At 66.1% G+C, this 17978-nt stretch carries 19 protein-coding genes; 5 read left to right on the forward strand and 14 right to left on the reverse strand.

Annotation, left to right across the window (positions count from 1 at the left end; genetic code table 11):
• Nucleotides 1–123: 123 nt before the first annotated feature.
• From Hhyl2_RS02030 to Hhyl2_RS02065, 8 genes are all read right to left on the reverse strand, one after another.
• Complete coding sequence (locus Hhyl2_RS02030) at nt 124–354, reverse strand: hypothetical protein (RefSeq protein WP_483549047.1); 231 nt, start codon at nt 352–354, stop codon at nt 124–126.
• Nucleotides 355–449: 95 nt separating this feature from the next.
• On the reverse strand, nt 450–1238 hold the full coding sequence (locus Hhyl2_RS02035; protein WP_483549048.1) for a hypothetical protein: 789 nt from the start codon (nt 1236–1238) through the stop codon (nt 450–452).
• Between the two features lie 323 nt (nt 1239–1561).
• Nucleotides 1562–2203: a type IV pilin domain-containing protein gene (locus Hhyl2_RS02040; protein WP_483549049.1), complete on the reverse strand. Its 642-nt coding sequence runs from the start codon at nt 2201–2203 to the stop codon at nt 1562–1564.
• A gap of 307 nt (nt 2204–2510) precedes the next feature.
• Nucleotides 2511–3044, reverse strand: coding sequence for a DUF5815 family protein (locus tag Hhyl2_RS02045; RefSeq protein WP_483549050.1), 534 nt, complete (start codon nt 3042–3044; stop codon nt 2511–2513).
• A gap of 48 nt (nt 3045–3092) precedes the next feature.
• Nucleotides 3093–3857 (reverse strand): DUF7847 domain-containing protein, encoded by a 765-nt coding sequence (locus Hhyl2_RS02050; protein ID WP_483549051.1) that lies wholly within the window; start codon nt 3855–3857, stop codon nt 3093–3095.
• A gap of 69 nt (nt 3858–3926) precedes the next feature.
• Nucleotides 3927–4778 (reverse strand): DUF7847 domain-containing protein, encoded by an 852-nt coding sequence (locus Hhyl2_RS02055; protein ID WP_483549052.1) that lies wholly within the window; start codon nt 4776–4778, stop codon nt 3927–3929.
• Nucleotides 4779–4859: 81 nt separating this feature from the next.
• Nucleotides 4860–5276: a DUF7124 domain-containing protein gene (locus tag Hhyl2_RS02060; RefSeq protein WP_483549053.1), complete on the reverse strand. Its 417-nt coding sequence runs from the start codon at nt 5274–5276 to the stop codon at nt 4860–4862.
• A 60-nt stretch (nt 5277–5336) separates the two neighbouring features.
• Nucleotides 5337–6587, reverse strand: coding sequence for an NAD(P)/FAD-dependent oxidoreductase (locus Hhyl2_RS02065; protein ID WP_483549054.1), 1251 nt, complete (start codon nt 6585–6587; stop codon nt 5337–5339).
• Nucleotides 6588–6715: 128 nt separating this feature from the next.
• Between Hhyl2_RS02065 and Hhyl2_RS02070 the strand changes: the two genes are divergently transcribed.
• Entirely contained in the window at nt 6716–7315 is a 600-nt protein-coding gene (locus tag Hhyl2_RS02070; protein ID WP_483549055.1) for a DUF6149 family protein, read from the forward strand.
• Here the strand turns inward: Hhyl2_RS02070 and Hhyl2_RS02075 are convergent.
• The 5 genes from Hhyl2_RS02075 to Hhyl2_RS02095 all read right to left on the reverse strand — a co-directional run bounded on the left by Hhyl2_RS02075 (nt 7262) and on the right by Hhyl2_RS02095 (nt 12979).
• Entirely contained in the window at nt 7262–7942 is a 681-nt protein-coding gene (locus Hhyl2_RS02075) for a hypothetical protein (protein WP_483549056.1), read from the reverse strand. The genes Hhyl2_RS02070 and Hhyl2_RS02075 overlap by 54 nt on opposite strands.
• A gap of 54 nt (nt 7943–7996) precedes the next feature.
• Entirely contained in the window at nt 7997–8587 is a 591-nt protein-coding gene (locus tag Hhyl2_RS02080; protein WP_483549057.1) for a hypothetical protein, read from the reverse strand.
• Between the two features lie 42 nt (nt 8588–8629).
• On the reverse strand, nt 8630–9346 hold the full coding sequence (locus Hhyl2_RS02085) for a hypothetical protein (protein ID WP_483549058.1): 717 nt from the start codon (nt 9344–9346) through the stop codon (nt 8630–8632).
• Nucleotides 9347–9440: 94 nt separating this feature from the next.
• Nucleotides 9441–10784 carry an NAD(P)/FAD-dependent oxidoreductase gene (locus Hhyl2_RS02090; RefSeq protein WP_483549059.1) on the reverse strand — a complete coding sequence of 448 codons (1344 nt, stop codon included), beginning with the start codon at nt 10782–10784 and terminating at the stop codon, nt 9441–9443.
• Nucleotides 10785–10795: 11 nt separating this feature from the next.
• Entirely contained in the window at nt 10796–12979 is a 2184-nt protein-coding gene (locus Hhyl2_RS02095; protein WP_483549060.1) for a sensor histidine kinase, read from the reverse strand.
• Nucleotides 12980–13101: 122 nt separating this feature from the next.
• Here Hhyl2_RS02095 and Hhyl2_RS02100 point away from each other — a divergent pair, with 122 nt between their 5' ends.
• From Hhyl2_RS02100 to Hhyl2_RS02115, 4 genes are all read left to right on the forward strand, one after another.
• Nucleotides 13102–13977, forward strand: a complete 876-nt coding sequence (locus tag Hhyl2_RS02100; RefSeq protein ID WP_483549061.1) for a homoserine kinase — start codon at nt 13102–13104, stop codon at nt 13975–13977.
• Nucleotides 13978–14156: 179 nt separating this feature from the next.
• Complete coding sequence (locus tag Hhyl2_RS02105; protein ID WP_483549062.1) at nt 14157–15332, forward strand: COG1361 family protein; 1176 nt, start codon at nt 14157–14159, stop codon at nt 15330–15332.
• 5 nt (nt 15333–15337) lie between these two features.
• Entirely contained in the window at nt 15338–16003 is a 666-nt protein-coding gene (locus tag Hhyl2_RS02110) for an ABC transporter ATP-binding protein (RefSeq protein ID WP_483549063.1), read from the forward strand.
• Nucleotides 16000–17136 carry an ABC transporter permease gene (locus tag Hhyl2_RS02115; RefSeq protein WP_483549064.1) on the forward strand — a complete coding sequence of 379 codons (1137 nt, stop codon included), beginning with the start codon at nt 16000–16002 and terminating at the stop codon, nt 17134–17136. Before Hhyl2_RS02110 ends, Hhyl2_RS02115 begins: the two co-directional genes overlap by 4 nt.
• A 105-nt stretch (nt 17137–17241) precedes the next feature.
• Here Hhyl2_RS02115 and Hhyl2_RS02120 read toward each other — a convergent pair whose 3' ends face one another.
• Nucleotides 17242–17961 carry a helix-turn-helix domain-containing protein gene (locus tag Hhyl2_RS02120; RefSeq protein WP_483549065.1) on the reverse strand — a complete coding sequence of 240 codons (720 nt, stop codon included), beginning with the start codon at nt 17959–17961 and terminating at the stop codon, nt 17242–17244.
• Nucleotides 17962–17978: the final 17 nt, after the last annotated feature.

The raw sequence follows: 17978 nt of genomic DNA on the forward strand, positions 1-17978 counted from the left end.
TACCCGACCGGAGTCTACACATCGTAATAAGCCCGGCGAAAAGGTACGAAGCTCGAAGCCGAATTTCGAATATCGTAATGTGGGGGCGTCACACGGGAGACTCTCTCACCCGCTGTCGGTGAGCTAGTTCTCGGCGTCGCTGAACTGGTACTGGTAGGGTTGCCCCTGGATGACCTCTACCTCGCCGGTCTGGGCGCGTCGACCCAGCACCGTCGCGACACGGTGGGCGCTGTCGAAGTCCTCGTCGTGCTCCGACAGGAGTTCGAGAATCTCGCGCGCAGTCAGCGGCCCCTCGGCGTCGGCTTCTTCGAGCACCGACCGGATGCGCTCGAACTCACCGTGACGTATGCGCATACCATTCCTTATACCTCATTCCCCATATAACGCCGTCAGACAGCAGTCAGACGGGCGATTCGCAGAAACCGCAAGACGGCAAGGGGGTGACCCTGTCAGCCGTTGTCAGACACGTGCTGTCTGTCGTCTACGGTCGCGTTGGGCCAGTGACGGGTGACCCACGCCGGCCGCTCGACCGTTGTCTCGTCGACCGCTGTGTACTCGAACCCGTAGCGGACCGTCGTGTTCTGCCGGGGGTTCCGGAAGGCCAGTTCCATCGAGCGGACGAGTCCGGAGGGTTCGACGAGCGCTCTGGCACGGAAATCCCGGACCTGGTTCAGCGCCGACGGGTTCGGATGGCTGGTCGTCACCCGGTAGTAGCGCCCGTCGTCGGCGTCGACGACGGTGACGGAACTGTTCCCGACGCCGAGGAACGTCCCCACGAGATGCCCGGTGATCGAACTGACCCGTTCGTGGGCCGGCACCGCCTCGCCCCTGACGTATTCGACACCCAGCGGGCGCTTGTGGCGACTGTACCGTGTCTGGCCCTGGACGAACGACTGGTCGCCGTAGCCGCCGGTCCCGGTCTGGCTCCGGTAGCTGTAGCGGTGCTCGCTCTGGACACGCACCAGCGTCTGCCGTTCCTGGCCCGCCGAGGCCCAGTCGATCCGGAGCGTGTACGAGCGGTTCTGGACCCCGTTCACGTGGGCGGCCGCGAGCGCGTCCGCGTCGACCAGTCGCTCCGAGGCCAGCCCCGGTACCAGCGGGCGACCGTCCTCGCCCGGCGTCTGTTCCGGGACCGGCGCCGGCGTCACGGTCTCCGGCGCTGTGGACTGGCCGCCGAGGGTCACGCACCCGGCGCTCAGAGCGACGAGCACCGCCAGGAGGGCGGCACGGCTGGCCATAGGCCACACTACGGTCCGGGAGCGGAAAAGGAGGGGTGTCGTACTGTCGGCTGTAGGCCGTTCGAGAATATCGCCACCCGGTAGTGACAGGTATCCCGTCTCAGCTACAGCCAAGAGCCTCTGTTGAAGTCCTCAGCCTGTGACAGTTGCGGTGTGCTGAATATAGAGGGTGGATGCAGCACGGGCGCGTGTGGATTGGGGATTCGTTGCAGGCTCAGTAGCCGTGTCTATTGAGCGACTGGAAAAGACTGTTGTAAGCCGCGATGGGTTCGACTGCCGGACAGCAGGCAGTCGATCCGGTAACCAGTCACGACAATCACCCCTCAGTTGATGGACTCGATCTCCCGCTCAAACAGTACCGCCGTCTCGTCGCCTCGCTCGGATTCCCAGATGATCGTTATGCGATCCCCGGGCTCCAGTTGGAGTTGGGGGCCTCCATTATGGCCGTTAAGAAAGAGTCGGTTCTTTTCGGGATCGTTATCCCCCCGGCCCCCAGTAGGGTTGGTGGTCCCGGGGGGTTGGTTGATGGTGTATCCGTCACCGTTGCTGATGGTGATACTCGGGTCATCCTTGTGGACAACTCTGAGCGTCTCCCCCGCCCGAAACGAGGCCGACGACGAGTCGCTAAGAAGTACTGACGCTTGTGAAGCACCGAAATCGTTGTTTACTCCCCATGCCTGCCTGCCGTTGACGCGAACGTCTAGCTGGTCTTTCGGAATCGGGTCGCCGTTTGTGTGGGTAATATTGAGTACGTAAAAATCACCAGAATACCCACCGGTTGCCTCAAGACGCATCTGATCTTGCTCGGCACTGAAACTCGCTACCGGAGCGTTCGCCGAAATCGATTCACCGATATACAACGCGAACACGGAGACTGTCGCCGCCACTATCACAGCTACAGCGACCATCAGGATAACAGCAATCACCGTTGAAACTCCTCGGTCGTCACGGAACAGGCGAGTCATCCCCTTTCAATTTCCACCCCAGTGTATATTTGATTGTGAATCTACCATGTATTTCCAGAATCAAATCACCTTCGGACCCGCAATACTCGCTGTCCGCAACCGGTCAGCGTCGGCACCGTCTTGCCTGCGCTCGACTCACGCTGTCGCCACCGCCCATGCCGGCACATACTTGGTTATACATCATACCCACCAGACTCGTTCGATGCACAATCGTCGTGGAGCATCACACCCGACTCGCGCCCTGTATGCAGCACAGCCCCGACAAACTATCAGCGACAGAGGATTTCAACAGAGCCAGCCAACAGTATCAGACCGCCGAATCGTGCTTGTCGTCGAAGTCCCGCTGTGCGCGGTACTCCTCGACGAAGGTCTCGACGTCGAACTGGAGCATCTGTTCCTCGAACTCGCTCATGACCGCGTCGTCCTCGGCGTGGCTGACGGCGTGTTCCATCAACTCGACGAGCAACTCGACAACGATCTCGTGGAGGCGGCGCGAGTCGAAGTCGGTCACCCACGCCAGCGAGTAGCCGACCGCGCCGTCCTCGCTCGTGTCGGCGACGGCGACCGAGTCGGGGAACTCCTCCATCACGACACCCAGGAGGTGGACGGTCGTGAACTCGTCGTGGTCGTCGCTCGGTTCGACGGTCGCCTGCAGCACCTCGACGAGGAACTCCGGGACGAACCGGGCCAGCGGGTGCGGGTCCAGGACGACCGCGTGGGTCTTGCCACAGCCACACTCGAACTCGCGCATTCCCAGGTGGAGGTCGTGGGTATCGACGTGTTCGCCACAGGGGAGTTCGAGCGCGGAGTCGCGGCCACCGGGCACGCGCGGTTCTGCCATTATCCCCCGTTGGGCCGTCGGGCGGTTAAACGACGCGATATCGCTCGTTCAGAACTCTTCGGTCTGCTGGTCGGCCATCGCCTGCTGGTAGGCGTTCGTGGAGACGGCGATCCCGAAGACGGCCGCGATCTGACTGAGGACTGTCGAGAGGGCCGACGAGATCGACGGCGGGAGTCCGAGCGAGAGCGTCGTGAGTGGGACAGTGACGACGATCCCGAGGACGAACGTGACGATGAGCAGCACCACGACGCCGCCGATGTTGTCCCCGACGATGTCGATGCTGTTCGTGATCGATTCGATGATGCCGCTCTCGTTGAGTGCGACCTCCTGCATGACGAAGTAGAACAGGACTGCGAGGACGAGACCGGGGATGATCAACAGCACGGTTCCGATACCGATCGCGATGCCGGTCAGTATCGAGACGACGATCGCGACGGCGACAGTCGGCAGGAGGTTCTGGGTCGCGCCGGACGGAATCGGGTCCGGGCTCTCGATGGCGAACGAGCGGATTACCACGACCCGGAGCGCCACGCCCACCGGCCAGAGCGCGATCGCCAGCAGCCCGGCCACCGCGAGCGGCAAATCGAGTCCCAGGGCGTTCGACGCCCCGCCGAACCCGCCGGACTGTTGCATCGCCGAGGCAGGGATGTCGAGTGCCGAGGCGACGTACCGGTTGAACGCCAACGAGAGCGACTGGCCGACGACAGTGTTGACGAGGCCGAAGATGATGAACACCGCGACGAACAGCGCACCACGTTCGCTCGTCAGGTCGTCGATACTGTCTTGGAGGGTCTGACCGACTTCCAGGGACATATTCGAATCCCGAGGTGAGATCGTAATAAAGCTATCTGTCCTCGGTGCTGGGACAGGTCCCGAGTCCCGTTACAGTGGACTCTCGTCGGCGCCACTCGGTGCGTCACTGCCGGCCGAGGAGCCACCGACCCCACCGCCGACGGCCTGCTGGTAGGCGTCGGTCATCACCGCGAGGGCGTACACGGTCACGGCGGTGGTCGCGACCGCCGGGACGAACGAGGGAACGACGGGGAGCGGCCCCGAGGCGGCCATGCCGGCCACCTGCCCGGTCACGATGATGAGCAGGAAGAGGACGGTCCCGAGCGCGAACACGGCCAGGAAGTTCGACTTCACGTGGCCGTAGCTCTCGCTCAGTGCCTCGAAGGCGTTGGCGTCACCCAGTGCGACCTCCTGACGGACGAACTCCATCAGGATTGCGACCAGGATGCCGGGGATGAGCAACAGTGCTGCCCCCAGCAGGACGAGGATGGTGACGATGAAACTCGCGACCAGCGAGTTCAGCGTCGTGGAGCCGATACTGTCGAACAGGCCGTCGGGGACGCCACTCTCCGGGCTGGCGAACACGCGGATGCCGACGACTCTGGTGACCTCGGCCAGCAGTGCGAGCACCAGCCACAGCGCCACGGCGACGGGCAGCGAGAAGCCCATCGCCTTGGGGAGCAGCTGTTCCGGACCGAACATACCGATCCCCGGGGGCAGTGGTATGGCTCCGGGTGCTTCGGAACTCGCCGCCGAGACCACCTCCGACCACTCGTACCCGACCCGTGCCAGTGCGCGCTCGATGAGCCGCAGGAAGATCGTCTGTGCGACGACGACGTTCGAGATCGCCAGCACGGCGAACGCCCCGAAGACCCCGAGGCCGTTCGGCGTCGCCAGTTTCTGTGCCCCACCTTTGAGAGCGTCGACTACTCCGATGCCCATATCAGGGCACCACGCGGAAATTATAAAATTGCTTTGGTGTGAACGAAACCTCTCGCGGCGGTTTGCGGGAGGTTCGGTCGCTCAGGGCCAGTCGTCGCGCTCGTCGTCCTCGTTGGCCGTCGCGGTCGGCGCTTCCGGCTCGCCCAGTTCCCACCCGGCGGCCTCGGCGGCGTCCTCGACGTGGAGGAACTCCCAGCCCGCCCGGTCGGCCAGGGCGGCGTCCTCGTCGTCGGTCCCGATGTAGACGTGTCGGTCGGTGTCGAACTGCTCTTTGACGTTCGCGAGACTCTCCTCGCGGCTCCGCGGGCCAGAGAAGAAGTCCTGTCGGACGCGGTGTTTGCGCGTGAAGTTCGTCACCACGTAGGTGGGCTGGTCGGAGACGACGCCCACGTACTCGGACCACTGCCGCGCGTCGTTGAACACGCTGTCGGGGTAGGCCAGTTGTTTCAGCGCAGCGAGGTCGAACGCCAGGGTCATGTCGCCGTTGCCGCCGTCCATGTGGAAGAGTCCGCTGTGAGTCGAAAAAAGGGCGTCGTTTGCTCGGTGACGGTCGCCGCGTTATTCCGCCTGAGGCGCAGCCTGGGCCTTGACTTCCTCGACGTCGACGTCCTTCTCGAGGAGCAGTTCCTTCTTGTCCGCGATCTGGAGTTCCTCGCGCATGATCTGTTTGAACGCCGACTGCTGTGAGAGGTCGCCGATGAGCACGCCACCGACGAGCTGGCCGTCCTCGAAGGCCAGGCGACGCCACTCGGTCTCGTTGTACTTGCGCTCGGCCTCGTCGTCGCCACGCGTCGGGTGGCCAAAGGAGAGGAACGGGAAGTCGAAGTGGGTGATCGAGTACGAGGAGACCCAGCGGAACTCGCGCTCCTCGGCGTCGGCGACCATGTTGGTGCCGGCGACCGACCCCTGCTCCTTGGCCGACCCCCAGGAGCCGTTCTGGGCGCGGTCGTTCAGGATGGTGTCGTAGTACTGGGTGAGGTCACCGGCGGCGTAGACGTCCTCGACGCTGGTCTGCATGTACTCGTCGACGATGATGCCGTTGTCCTCCTCGATGTCGAGGTCGCCCAGGAACTCCGTGTTGAAGTCCAGGCCGATAGCGACGCCGGCCCAGGATCCCTCGTAGCGGTTGCCATCGGGGTCGACCGCCGCTTCGACGGAGCCCTCGTCGTCGACCTCGAAGTGATCGACGCCCGACTCGAAGACCGGTTCGACGCCGTTCTCGCGCATGGCGTCGTGGATGATCTCGGCACCCTCCTCCGAGAGCGCGTAGCGCCACCAGCGGTTCCCGCGCATCAGGTACTTCGCGTCGATGCCCTGGGCGCCACAGACGGCCGCCAGGTCGATGCCAAGCAGGCCGGCCCCGACGATGATCCCCTGGTCGCAGGCCTCGGCGTGTTCCTTGATGCTGCGGGCGTCCTGGAACGTCCAGAAGTGATCGATGCCGTCGGCGTCGGAGTTCTCGACGGGCAGCTGGGAGGGCGTCCCGCCGGTCGCGACGAGCAGTTTGTCGTACTCGTAGGTAACTCCCTTGTGGGTGTGGACTTCGTGGGCCTCGGCGTCGACACCCGTGACGTGGGTGTTCAACTGGAGGTCGATGTCCCGCTCCTCGTACCACTCGGGTTCGTGGATGGAGATCGGCGCCTCGGGGAGTTTCCCCTTGGCGAACTCCTTGATGAGGATACGGTTGTACAGCGCTTCACCCTCGTCGGTGAGGACTGTGACGCTGGCGTCCGGGTCTTCCTCCCGGATAGTCTCGGCCGCGGATGCGCCCGCGATGCCGTCACCGATTATCACGTGCGACGTGCTCATAGCAGGGTGTTTGCTATCGGCCTTAAAGTGGATTGCTATCTCCGTATCAGAATTGATCGGCACCTCGTAGCCCCGTCAGTGGCCAGTAGGCACGCCATTCAAGGAGTTCGGGTCCCGAGAGACAGGTGATGAAGCTCCGTCAGAACGTCAGACACTTCGCGGCCAAGCAGGCACTGACACTCCCGGTCGTCGGCGAGAAGGTCAACGACCGACTGGTCGACCTGCACACGAACGTCTTCGCCGACAAGGCTGACCCGGCCCACGCCGACGAGCGCCGCCCCCACCTCGACGACTTCTTCGACGCGACGATGGACACCTACGTCGCGGCACTGGACGCGGGCTATCCGGAGGCCGAGGCCAGGGAGATAACCCACGTCCAGGCCAACTTCGACTTCTACAACCACGGCTGGACGGAGATGATGGAGTTCCCCAGCGACGAACTCCAGGACCACTACGACCGCTACGCCGAGTTCTTCGAGCGCCACGGCATCACCATCTCGGACCCGCTGGGCTCGTTCGCCCCGGCTGACGGCGTCACCGAGGCCCCCTCGACGCCCGAGAACCTCGACGACCCCGAACACCCCTACGCCGAGGGCGGCTTCGCAGACGACGTCTACGTCGAGACCGAAGACGGCGAGGTCGTCGTCGGTGGCCAGGAGGAACCCGAGGACGTCTCACCGTCGGAGGCGCCGGGCGTCGACGACACTGAGAACGCGGCGAGCGACTGAGGCCTGCGCTGCCGACTCCTTTCGCGTGTCGGTCCACCGCTTTCTGAGATCGAACAGCGCGAGCAGCGAGACCATGTCGCCGTCCTGGTGGTAGCCGGTGACGGCGAAGGCGTGGCGACCGTTCCGGGTGTCGAGCACGACGTCGCGGTGGCCGGGGCCCGAGCCGACGGTCCCGTTCAGCCCGACGGTCCAGACGAAGGTATCGCTCTGGCCGATGGAGGTGTGTTCACGGCGCGGGCCGTCGGCGACGACCGCCCAACCGGCGGGGTCGCGCCGGGCGACGGTCCACCAGTCCGGGCCGGTCGCGAACGGGACGAGCGAACTGTTGCTGAGCACGAACCGGATCCGCTTGCCGACCTCTCTGAGTGTGTCCACGAGGAAGACGTCGCTGCTCGCGATCAGTTGGACGGGGAAGTCCCTGGAACTGGGGCCCGAACAGACGTACTGGTCGGCATCGTGTGGCAGGGCCGGACACCGGCCGAGTGTCTCTGATTCGGGGGTCGGCTCGGCGGTCGAAATCGCTGGGACTGGGGCCGGTGTGACGGTCTCTGGCTCGCGTCGACCCCCACAGCCCGCGAGCGCGCTGGCCATCCCGGCGACTGTGGCGAGAAGGGCCCGGCGGCGCATACGAGATATATGTGTCGTGGTACCAAGAGCCTCACGGGGCCGTGAATCGTCGCGCTATTCCGGGACCGCGTCGAACAGCGAGACACACTCGGTGTGTAGCGGAATATCTCCCGAGATTGTCTGGACCGCGAGCGCGTGGCGACCCGGTGCCAGCGTCGTCGGAACTGGCGCCACGTTGTCACGCTCGGGAGCGACTGTGCCGACGATCCAGTGCTGTTGTTCACCCTGACGGAGTGTCACGGCTTCCCGGTCACCGTCACCCGTCGCCACACGCGTCCAGCTATCGCCCGTCCGGCGGACGTGGTACCAGTCGTCGGCCAGCACCTCCAGTGGCCCCCGCGCTCGCCAGCCCAGCGTGACCCTGAGCGGTCTGACGGGCGTGCCACCGCTGACCCGCACCACTTGTCTGTCGGGCCGGAACGTCAGCACTGTCTCGGTCGGATCGGTCTGCGGGCAGACAGTCTGGTCGGTGTCCGCGTCGAAGGTCGGGCACGGCCGGCCACGGAACCGACGACGGTCCGTCGCCTGTTCGTCGATTGTCGGGACCGGTGCTGGCGTGACGGTCTCGGTCTCGCGGCCGCTAGCACAGCCAGCGATAGTTCCGGTAATCCCGGACGCGGCGGTGAGGAACGCCCGACGACGCATACCGGGGCTACGGAGCCCGGTCTCAAGAGTCCCCCGGGCAGATCACCCGGTCCCCGTCGCGGTCGCCCCGCCGTCGAACGGGACGGTGGTCTCGACGTCGACGAGCGCGACCAGTTCGACCCGTTCGGCCGATGGAGTTGGTGTCGCCGTCGTCTCGCGGGTGACCGAGACGACGATGCTGAACGCGTACCGGCCCGGCGAGAGCGAGACGTCGAGTCGCTGCCTCTCGTCACCCCCTGGACTCGGATGGGTCTGGGAGGGGAGCGCCCACCGGTGGGACTCGCCCGGGTCGAGGACGAGCATGGGCTGGATGACCGCCCCGTCGGGTGCGACCTTCGCCCAGGACCCCGACTCGAACCGGTGGAGCGCCCAGTCGTAGGGGTTACACGAGACCTGCCGGCCGGTGCCGTTCCGGAGGACGAACGACAGCGTCTCGACGGTCCCATCGTCACTGTCGGGGGCGAACACCGTCGGCGAGGCGGTGAGGGAGACACTGTTCGGGTCCGGTCGACAGATCGTCCGGTCGGCGGTCTCGTCGAACGACGGGCAGCCGACCTCGTCGACGATGTCGGTCGGACTTGTGGGGCTGTCGGTCGGGCGGGCCGTGTGGACGTCCGTCGGCGTTCTGGTGGGCGTGTCTGTTGCCGATGACTGGTCGTCGGTCGCCGGACGGTCGTCGTTCGACGGCGATCCACTGCTCAGACAGCCAGCGGTGCCGACGAGCGCGGCGGCGCTGGACAGGAGGGCACGTCGCTGCACGGCTGTCGGTACTGTCGCCGGTGTTAAGCACCTTCAGGTCGCTCAAAACGCGGCTGACCGTCGAGGGCGCGAGCGAGTGTGCTCTCGGAGCCCCTCAGTCCGTCTGTGGCGCCGCAGCCTCGGATCCGACGCGCTCGTGGATGCGGTCGGCACACTCGTAGCCGGCGACGATACCGCCGTTGAGCGAGCGCTCGGGGTACTGTGATCGGGAGGCCATCCCAGCGTAGTAGAGGCCGTCGGCCACCGCCTCGCCCAGGTCGTAGGGGATCACCATGTCCAGATACCCGCGCTCGTAGACGGGCGCCGTCCTGGGGTTGCGCGCCGTCCGGACCCAGTTGACGGCGTCGCGGTCGAACTGCGGGAACAGCGACTCGATGCCGTCGAGCCAGGCCTCCCGGACGCCGTCGTCGTCCTGTTGCCAGATGTCCTCCTCCGGGGACTGGACGTAGCGGGCGACGTACAGCAGGTGTTCGCCGCCGTAGCGCTCCGGTGAGACGAAGTTCGTGTGCTCGATGAGCGCACCGAAGGGCGCCTCGTCGGCGATGTTGAGCCAGTAGGTGTCGAGCAGCGGTTCGTCCATGCTGACGACCGAGCAGACGGTCCCCTGGAAGTCGATGTCGCAGGTGTAGCCCGTCAGGTCCTCCAGGACGTCGGGCATCGTCGCGACGACGACGCTGTCGACGTCGTGGGTGGTGTCGCCGTCGTCGTCGGCCACCGTCAGCGACGAGACGCGTCCGTCTGTGGTGTCGATATCCGTCACGCGCGTGCCGGTCTCGATGTTGGACTCGCCGACGGCGTCGACCAGCGCGTCCAGCAGTCGGCCGAACCCGCCGTCGAGGTAGCCCAGGATCTCGCCCCGCAGGATGTCCCGTTCGCCGCGGAACTTGACGCGGCCGAGCAGCCAGGCGGCGCTGACGTCGTCCTTGCGGTCGCCGAACTTCGCGTCGAGCAACGGCTCGAAGAAGTTGTCGTAGACGCCCTGTGTGGTGTGCTCGACGACGAACTCTTCGATGGGGACGTCCTCGAAGTCCTCCAGTCGCTCGTAGGTATCGAACTTCGGAACCCCGCCCCGGATGTCGATATCCAGCGTCAACAGCCCCAGCCGGAAGGTGTCGTACAGCGTGAAGTGTGGGTAGGCCAGGATCTCCCAGGGTGTATCCATCGGGTGGACCACGCCGTCGACGTAGTAGCCGTTCTTGCCCACGAGCCACTCGACGTCCGCGCCCAGGCCGAGCTCTTCGGCCAGTTCGACGATAGTCTCCTCGGACTTCGAGAGGTGGTGGTAGAACTTCTCGATGGGGTCGCCGGCCGTCTCGTAGACCGCGGCCAGGCCGCCCAGATCCTCGCTGGCTTCGAAGACGCGGACATCGTGGCCGCGCTGCTGGAGCCTGTAGGCCGCCGAGAGGCCGGCGATTCCGCCGCCGACGACGCCGATCATACCTCCCGGTTTCAGCCGTCGGGGGATTTAGCTTGCGTTTCCGCGGCCGGCGACTCCCCATCGTCGCCGGTCTGCTGGAACTCCAGAACCGCGATAGCGCCGCGTGGGTCGTTGTCCTCGAACCAGATCGTCCCACCGTACAGTTCCATCATCACGGAGACGAAGTAGAGGCCGAAGCCACCGGCCGTCTGGCTGGGCGTGATCGAGCGCTCGTACATCGTCGCCTTCAGTTCCTGACTGATGCCCGGTCCGTCGTCGGCGATGCGGACCTGGACCCAGTCGCTGGCGCGTTCGAGCGTCACCTCGACGTGGGGCTCGTCGGTGTCGTTGTGTTCGACGGCGTTGCGCAGGACGCTCACGAGGACCTCCTCGGCCATCTCGGTGGCCTCGACGCCGACGCGCTCGTCGATCTGGAGGTCGAACTCGGCGTGGGGCGCCTCCGACTCGACCGTCCTGACAGCCCGCCGGAGCACCATCGGGAGGTCGACAATGACGAACCCGTCCTCCTCGCTGGCCGAAATCGTGTCGCTGATGCCGCGGATGGTCCCGCTCAGGTCGGTCAGCCGCGCACACCAGTCGGTGATGCTCTCGACGTGGCGGTGCTGTTCGTCCGAGATGTGCTCGTCGAGGTGTTCCGCTCGACCCTCGATGACCAGCATCGCGTTCCGGAGAGAGTGGCGCAGGACGCCGTTGAAGAAGTCGATCTGTTCGCGACGGCGGCGGCTGACCTCGCGACGCACCCGGAGCTCCCGCTCGCGTTCGACCTGGTCGAGTGCGACCTGTGTCGTCCGAGCGAGGATCGATGCGTACTGGCGGTCCGCCGGGGCGTAGCTGTCGCGCTTCGAGCCGATGGCCAGGACGCCGTGGTCGCCCAGCGGGAGCAACAGCGCCGACTCCAGCGGGCCCGTTCCCTCGCCCAGGGTCGCGACGCGGCTGGTCCCGTCCGCGAAGGTCTGCCAGAGCGGTTCCACGTGGCTGTCGTCGGGTCCGGCGTGGAGCAACCGGTCGTCCATGTACTCGTGGACGACCTCGCTCAGTGCCACCGGTTGCAGTTCGCCGTCGCGTACGAGGAACACGCCCGCAGCGTTCTGATCGAGGATGTCCGTGACGTAGTTCACCGCCAGATCGGCCACCGTCTCGGGCTGTTTGGCCTCGATGAACTGCTGGGTCGCCGTCTGGAGCGCCTCCAGTCGGTCCTGGCGGCGCTGTTGGCCCGTCACGTTCCGCAGCACGACCAGTCGACCGTGGCGCTCGCCGTGGTCGTCGGTGATCGGCGAGACGTGGGGCTCGTAGTAGGTGGCACCGTCGTCCAGTGTGAACACGTTCCCCCGTTCGACGTTAGAGTCGAGCCCCGGTGCCAGCGAGTCGAGCGAGTCGCCTGTCGGGGACGCGGTGCCGACGGTCTCGACGGCCGCGTCGTTGTAGTCGACGATGGTTTCGTGCTGATCCAGGACGAGTACCGGATCCGGCAACTCGTCGACGAGGATGGTCTCGGCCAGCGGCGTCACCCTGAGGAAGTCGTACCGGAACAGTGCCAGCGAGACGAACAGCGCCGTGACGACGAAGGTCAACGGCGAGAGGTTCATCCCTGGATGGGGCGTCACCCCGGTGACGAACAGGAAGTGAACGCTCGGGGGGAAGACACTGCCGACGACCAGCGTCATCGTCTGGGTCTTGTAGACGTTACGAGAGTGCAACAGGTACTCGACGAGCAAGCCGTATCCCAGCAAGAAGACGCCGAGCGAGACGGCGGTCTGGAACGTGTACAGTGGTCCCTGCTCGACGACGAACAGCGTCAGGCCGTTGCGGGTGACCGCTTCGACGGTGGGCTGGACCAGCCCGGAGAGCAACAGGAGCGCGTAGCCGTGGGTGACGGCGAACGCACCGACGATCCACGGGCCAGTGAGTACGTCGCGACGACCGGTGTAGGTGAGCGCAAAGAGGAGCCAGAGGGTCGCCATCGACGCCGTCGTGAGCCGGGTCAGCGGTCGGAGCGCAGCGACGACGGTTGCATCGGTCGCCGACATCGTCGCCGCAGTCAGGAACGCCCACCCGCCGGCCGCGAACAGCAGCCAGCCAAAGAGCACGGCGCCCGGTGCCGCTCGGTTCCGCCACGCGGTGACGGCACACCCCATACTGACCACGCCACCGACCCCTGTTCCGAGCACTGCTGCCGTCGCCAGATCCAGCTCCATACCCTACCGTCTCGTTGTAGGCCAGTTCGAGGCTATAGGGGTTTGGGAGAAATTCTCAGACATGAGAGCGGTCGGGACGCCGGTTCGCTACCTTTTTCACCACACTGCTGAAATTCGCAGGCATGCTGACCGTCCGGGCGCCAGCGACCAGCGCGAACCTCGGGAGCGGTTTCGACGTCTTCGGCGCCGCCCTCGAACGCCCGGCCGACATCGTCAGGCTGACACGAGCAGACCGGACCACCATCGAGGTGACTGGGGCCGGAAGCCAGTTCATCCCGGAAGACCCCGAGAAGAACACCGTCGGTGCGGTCGCCGAGGCGCTGGACGCCCCCGCGCACATCCAGATCGACAAGGGTGTCAGGCCGGCGTCGGGACTCGGTTCGTCGGCCGCCAGTGCCGCCGCGGCCGCCGTCGGCCTCAACGAACTGTACGACCGGGGCTACTCCCGAGAGGAACTGGTTCCTATCGCTGCGAAAGGCGAGGCCGTCGTCTCGGGTGACGCCCACGACGACAACGTCGCCCCCTCGATCATGGGCGGGTTCACAATCGCGACCGACTCGGGCGTCAGCCAGATCGACGCCGACATCCCGCTGGTGGCCTGTCTGCCCGACATCGTCGTCTCGACGCGAGACGCCCGCCGGGTCGTCCCCGAGCACGCCAGGGTCGAGCAACTCGTCGAGACCGTCGGCAACGCCGCCACGCTGACGACCGGCATGCACCGCGACGACCCGCACCTGGTCGGCCGCGGGATGCACGACACCGTCATCACGCCGGCCCGCGCGGAACTCATCGACGGCTACGAACGCGTCAGGGAGGCAGCGCTTTCGGCCGGCGCGACGGGTGTCACCATCTCCGGCGCGGGCCCGACGGTCATCGCTGCCTGTGAGGCCGACGACCAGCAGGCCATCGCCAGCACGATGCTCGACGCCTTCGGCGAGCGCGGTGTCGACGCCCGCGCCTACCAGACCCGTATCGGCCCCGGTGCCCAGATCTTCTGAGGACCGCGGTCGAGCTGTTGATGTGGGGAATTGTCAACCTTCGTATAGCTGTGTTTCTGGGCCTGAGACACTGCGTACGGGCCTTTTGGGCTACGGATACTCGTCCGAACTGCCATGAGATCCGCCCCACTCTCCCTGGAACCGCGCACAGACCGCCCAGCCGACGCCGGAGGTGACAGATGAAGCGCGCACTGGCGTTGGCGGCGCTGGTCGTCGCGTCCGCACTCGCGGTGCCGGCGGTGACCGCCGGACCACAGGGCGGGGTCATCTCGGTCGACACGACCACGTCGCCCGAGCGGCCCACGCCCGATCAGGACGCGACCGTGAACGTCTCCCTGGCGAACCCGACCGACGACGAGTCCTACAACGTCCGCTGGGTCGCGCTCCACAACTCGACGGACCCGGACAGCACCATGTACGACCGTGTTCAGCCGACCGAACAGCTCAGCGGTGGTGAGACGGCCGGATACGACCTGTCGATGCCGCTGGGCGAGACTGGCGAACACCACGCCGTCGTCCACATCTTCGTCGATACCCTCCACGGTGACACCTACACGTTCACGCGGAACGTGACCGTCACGGCCGTCGAACCCCACCCGGCGCTCTCGCTGTCGACGAGCCCGGTCGGGCCCAACGACCGGACCGACGTCTCTCTCTCTGTCTCGAACGGCCTCTCCGAGGAGCTCCGCGGTGTCTCGGTGGAGCTGTCGGACCGGAACGCCTCGCTCACGCTCGACGAGGACCGCCGGGTCTTCTCATCGCTGTCGGCCGGGGCCGAGGCGACGGTGACGTTCCCCGCCAGCGACGTCGAACCTGGCCGGCAGCCAATCACGGCGGAACTCACCTACACCACCGCGAGCGGGGAGTACCGGACCGTCACGCGCGACCTCTCGACGACGGTCGAACCGGTCGAGAACCCCGCGAACCTCACCCTCACCGGCGTCAAGGTCTCCGAGTCAGACGGGCAGCTCACGATCCGGGGCAGCGCGAGCAACCTCGGTGGTGGGAACGCTACCGGAGCGCTGGTCACCGTCGGCCAGAACGGGGCTGTCGAGCCCGCCCAGTCCCAGTCGCGGTTCTTCGTCGGTGAGGTTCCGGCGAGCGACTTCTCCTCGTTCGAGGTCCACGCGACCACCAGCACCAACGGGACCGTGACCATCCCGCTGGAGGTGAGCTACGTCGTCGACGACACGCGCGTCACTCGCACGACGACGGTGACGTTTACGCCGGACCAGCCCGCGACCAAAGCCGCGACGACCAAGCAGTCCTCACTTCCCGTCCCGCCGATGGCAGCGGGTGGTGCGCTCGTCGTCGTCCTCGGTGGGGTCGTCGGCTGGCGCCGCTTCCGGGGGTGATCGCCATGCCCGTCATCAGCACCACCGACGCGGTCAAGGAGTACGACTCCGGCGACAAGACCCTCCGGGCGTTGAAGGGCGTCGACCTCTCGGTCGACCCCGGCGAGTTCGTCGCCATCGTCGGCCCCAGCGGCAGCGGCAAGTCGACGCTGTTGAACCTGCTCGGCCTACTCGACGAACCCACGGAGGGGTCGGTGACTGTCGAGGATCAGGCCGTCTCGGAGCTCTCGATCCGTCAGCGGACCGACCTCCGGCGCGAGACGGTCGGGTTCGTCTTCCAGTCGTTCTATCTGGTCCCGACGCTGACCGCCCGCGAGAACGTCACCGTGCCGGCGCTCACTCGCAGCGGTCGCTCGGCGTTACTCGACCGTGCCGAAGACCTGCTGACCCGCGTCGGGATGGGTGACCGCCTCGACCACTACCCCGACGAGCTCTCCGGCGGCCAGAAACAGCGCGTCGCCGTCGCACGGTCGCTCATCAACGAGCCCGACATCCTGTTGGCCGACGAGCCGACGGGCAACCTCGACCAGGACACCGGCGCACAGGTGCTGGACGTGTTCGGACGCGTGGCCGACGAGGACGTCGCTATCGTCACGGTCACCCACGACGAGCAGGTGACCGAGTACGCAGACCGGACCGTCACGCTCGTCGACGGGAGCCTCGACACATGATGGAATCGCCCATCTCCCGGCGGTTCCCGCTCGTAGCCTACGCCTGGGAGAACCTCACCAGGGCGAGGGCCCGCACCGCCCTCGCGATGGCCGGTATCACCATCGGCGTCGTCGCCATCGCCTCGCTGGGGATGTTCGGCGCCGCCTTCGAGCAGTCGACCCTGAACCGCGTCGACGACATCACCCGGAGCGTCTGGCTCACGCCCGGGGAGGACGCGGAGTTCGACCAGTTCTCCCGGGAGCACGTGACGGCCATCGAACGCTCGACGGACAGCTCCGTCTACACCATCAAGCAGTATTCGACGGGGGTGACAGGTCTCAGGGCGACCGAGCAGGCCACGATATACGGCCTCTCTGACCCCTCGGCCTTCGTCACCGCTGACGAGGGTCGGATCCCGGAGACGTGGCGGTCCGGGGCGGCCGTCGGTCCCGACCTCGCCGAGACACTCGACGTCGGCGTCGGCGACAGCGTCACCGTCGACGGCGAGACCTACCGCGTGATCGCCGTCCTCGAACCGGCCGGCAGGTCGTCGTTCGTCAGGACCGACGGCGGTGTCCTCTTGCCACAGTCGCAGGTCGACGTCGACGGGTACCAGTCCGCTATCATCCGTGAGGAGTCCCCGCAGGCGGCCTTCCAGACCGCAGACACCCTCGAGACAGAGCTCAACGGCCGCAAAGAGATCTACGCCGTCCAGGACGCAGAGCAGGCCATCGAGCGGTTCAACCAACAGATGGCACAGTTAGAGACGTTCCTGCTGGGCGTGGGTGGCGTCTCGCTGCTCGTGGCCGCGGTCAGCATCCTCAACGTGATGTTGATGTCGACCATCGAGCGCAAGGGTGAGATCGGCGTCCTCCGGGCGGTCGGCTACCACCGGCTGGACGTGTTGCGCCTGATGCTCAACGAGGCGATGCTGCTCGGCATCGTCGGCGCCGTCCTCGGTGTCGGCTGCAGCATCCTCCTTGGGATGGCCATCAACGCCCAACTGCTGTCTGACCCGCTGGCGTTCACCGCCGAGGCCCTCCGCTACACCGTAATCGGATTCGTCTTCGGTACAGTCTCCAGTTTCTGCAGCGGGCTCTATCCCGCCTGGAAGGCCGCCAACGCCCGTCCCGTCGAAGCCCTGCGGGACTGATCCCCCTCTTCGGCCCTCCGCCCGTCCCCCACGCTGAGACTCCCCCACTTCGGCCCTCCGCCCGTCCCCCACGCTGAGACTCCCCACTTCGGCCCTCCTCCCTCGCTACGCGACACTCCCGAACTCGTCCATCACCGCCCGGACGATGTTCGCTTCCGCCTTCTGGAGGTGGTCGCTGGCCGTCGGTGGCGCACAGCCGAGTTCGGCGGCGACGTCCTCGTGTGTCGCCCCACGGGGCTGCTCGTAGTAACCGAGTTCGAGTGCGACGGTAATTGCCTCCCGCTGTCTGTCGCTCAGCCCCGCCGCTGGATCGTCGGACCGCCCGCGGAGTCGGGTGATCTCGTCGATCTGGACGTCGACACCGTCGGGCGCCGCTTCGAGCGCACGCTGGAGCGGTCCAGCGTCGCCGACGACCCGAGCCGACATGGTGCTGTCGCGATAGACGATCGGTTTCCGGACGATGAGGCCCGGCTCTGCGCTCGCCCTGGAGATGGCCCCGAACAGTGGCGTCTCCAGCGGCCGCATGACGACCATGGCGTAGGTCCGCCCCAGTGTCGTCTCGGACAGTTCGACCGAGTCGATTCCGGCGGTGTCGGCCGCTCGCTCGGCGAAGATCGCCGGATCGCCGTCGAGCGTGTACAGGAGTGTCGCCTGTTCGCTGGCCGTCATGCTCCAGTCGACCAGTCGAGCCTCGTCGATAGCCGGCGAAGCGGCGAGCAACTCGAAGAACTCCGGTGCGTGGTCGTCGTCGACGTGTACGGTGACCTGGAGGTGTTTCACGTCCCCCATCTCGGACGAGGCGGGATAAAACTCGCATGTATGCATCACAGAACTCCCATCCA

Source organism: Haloarcula sp. H-hyl2 (genome assembly GCF_056934385.1).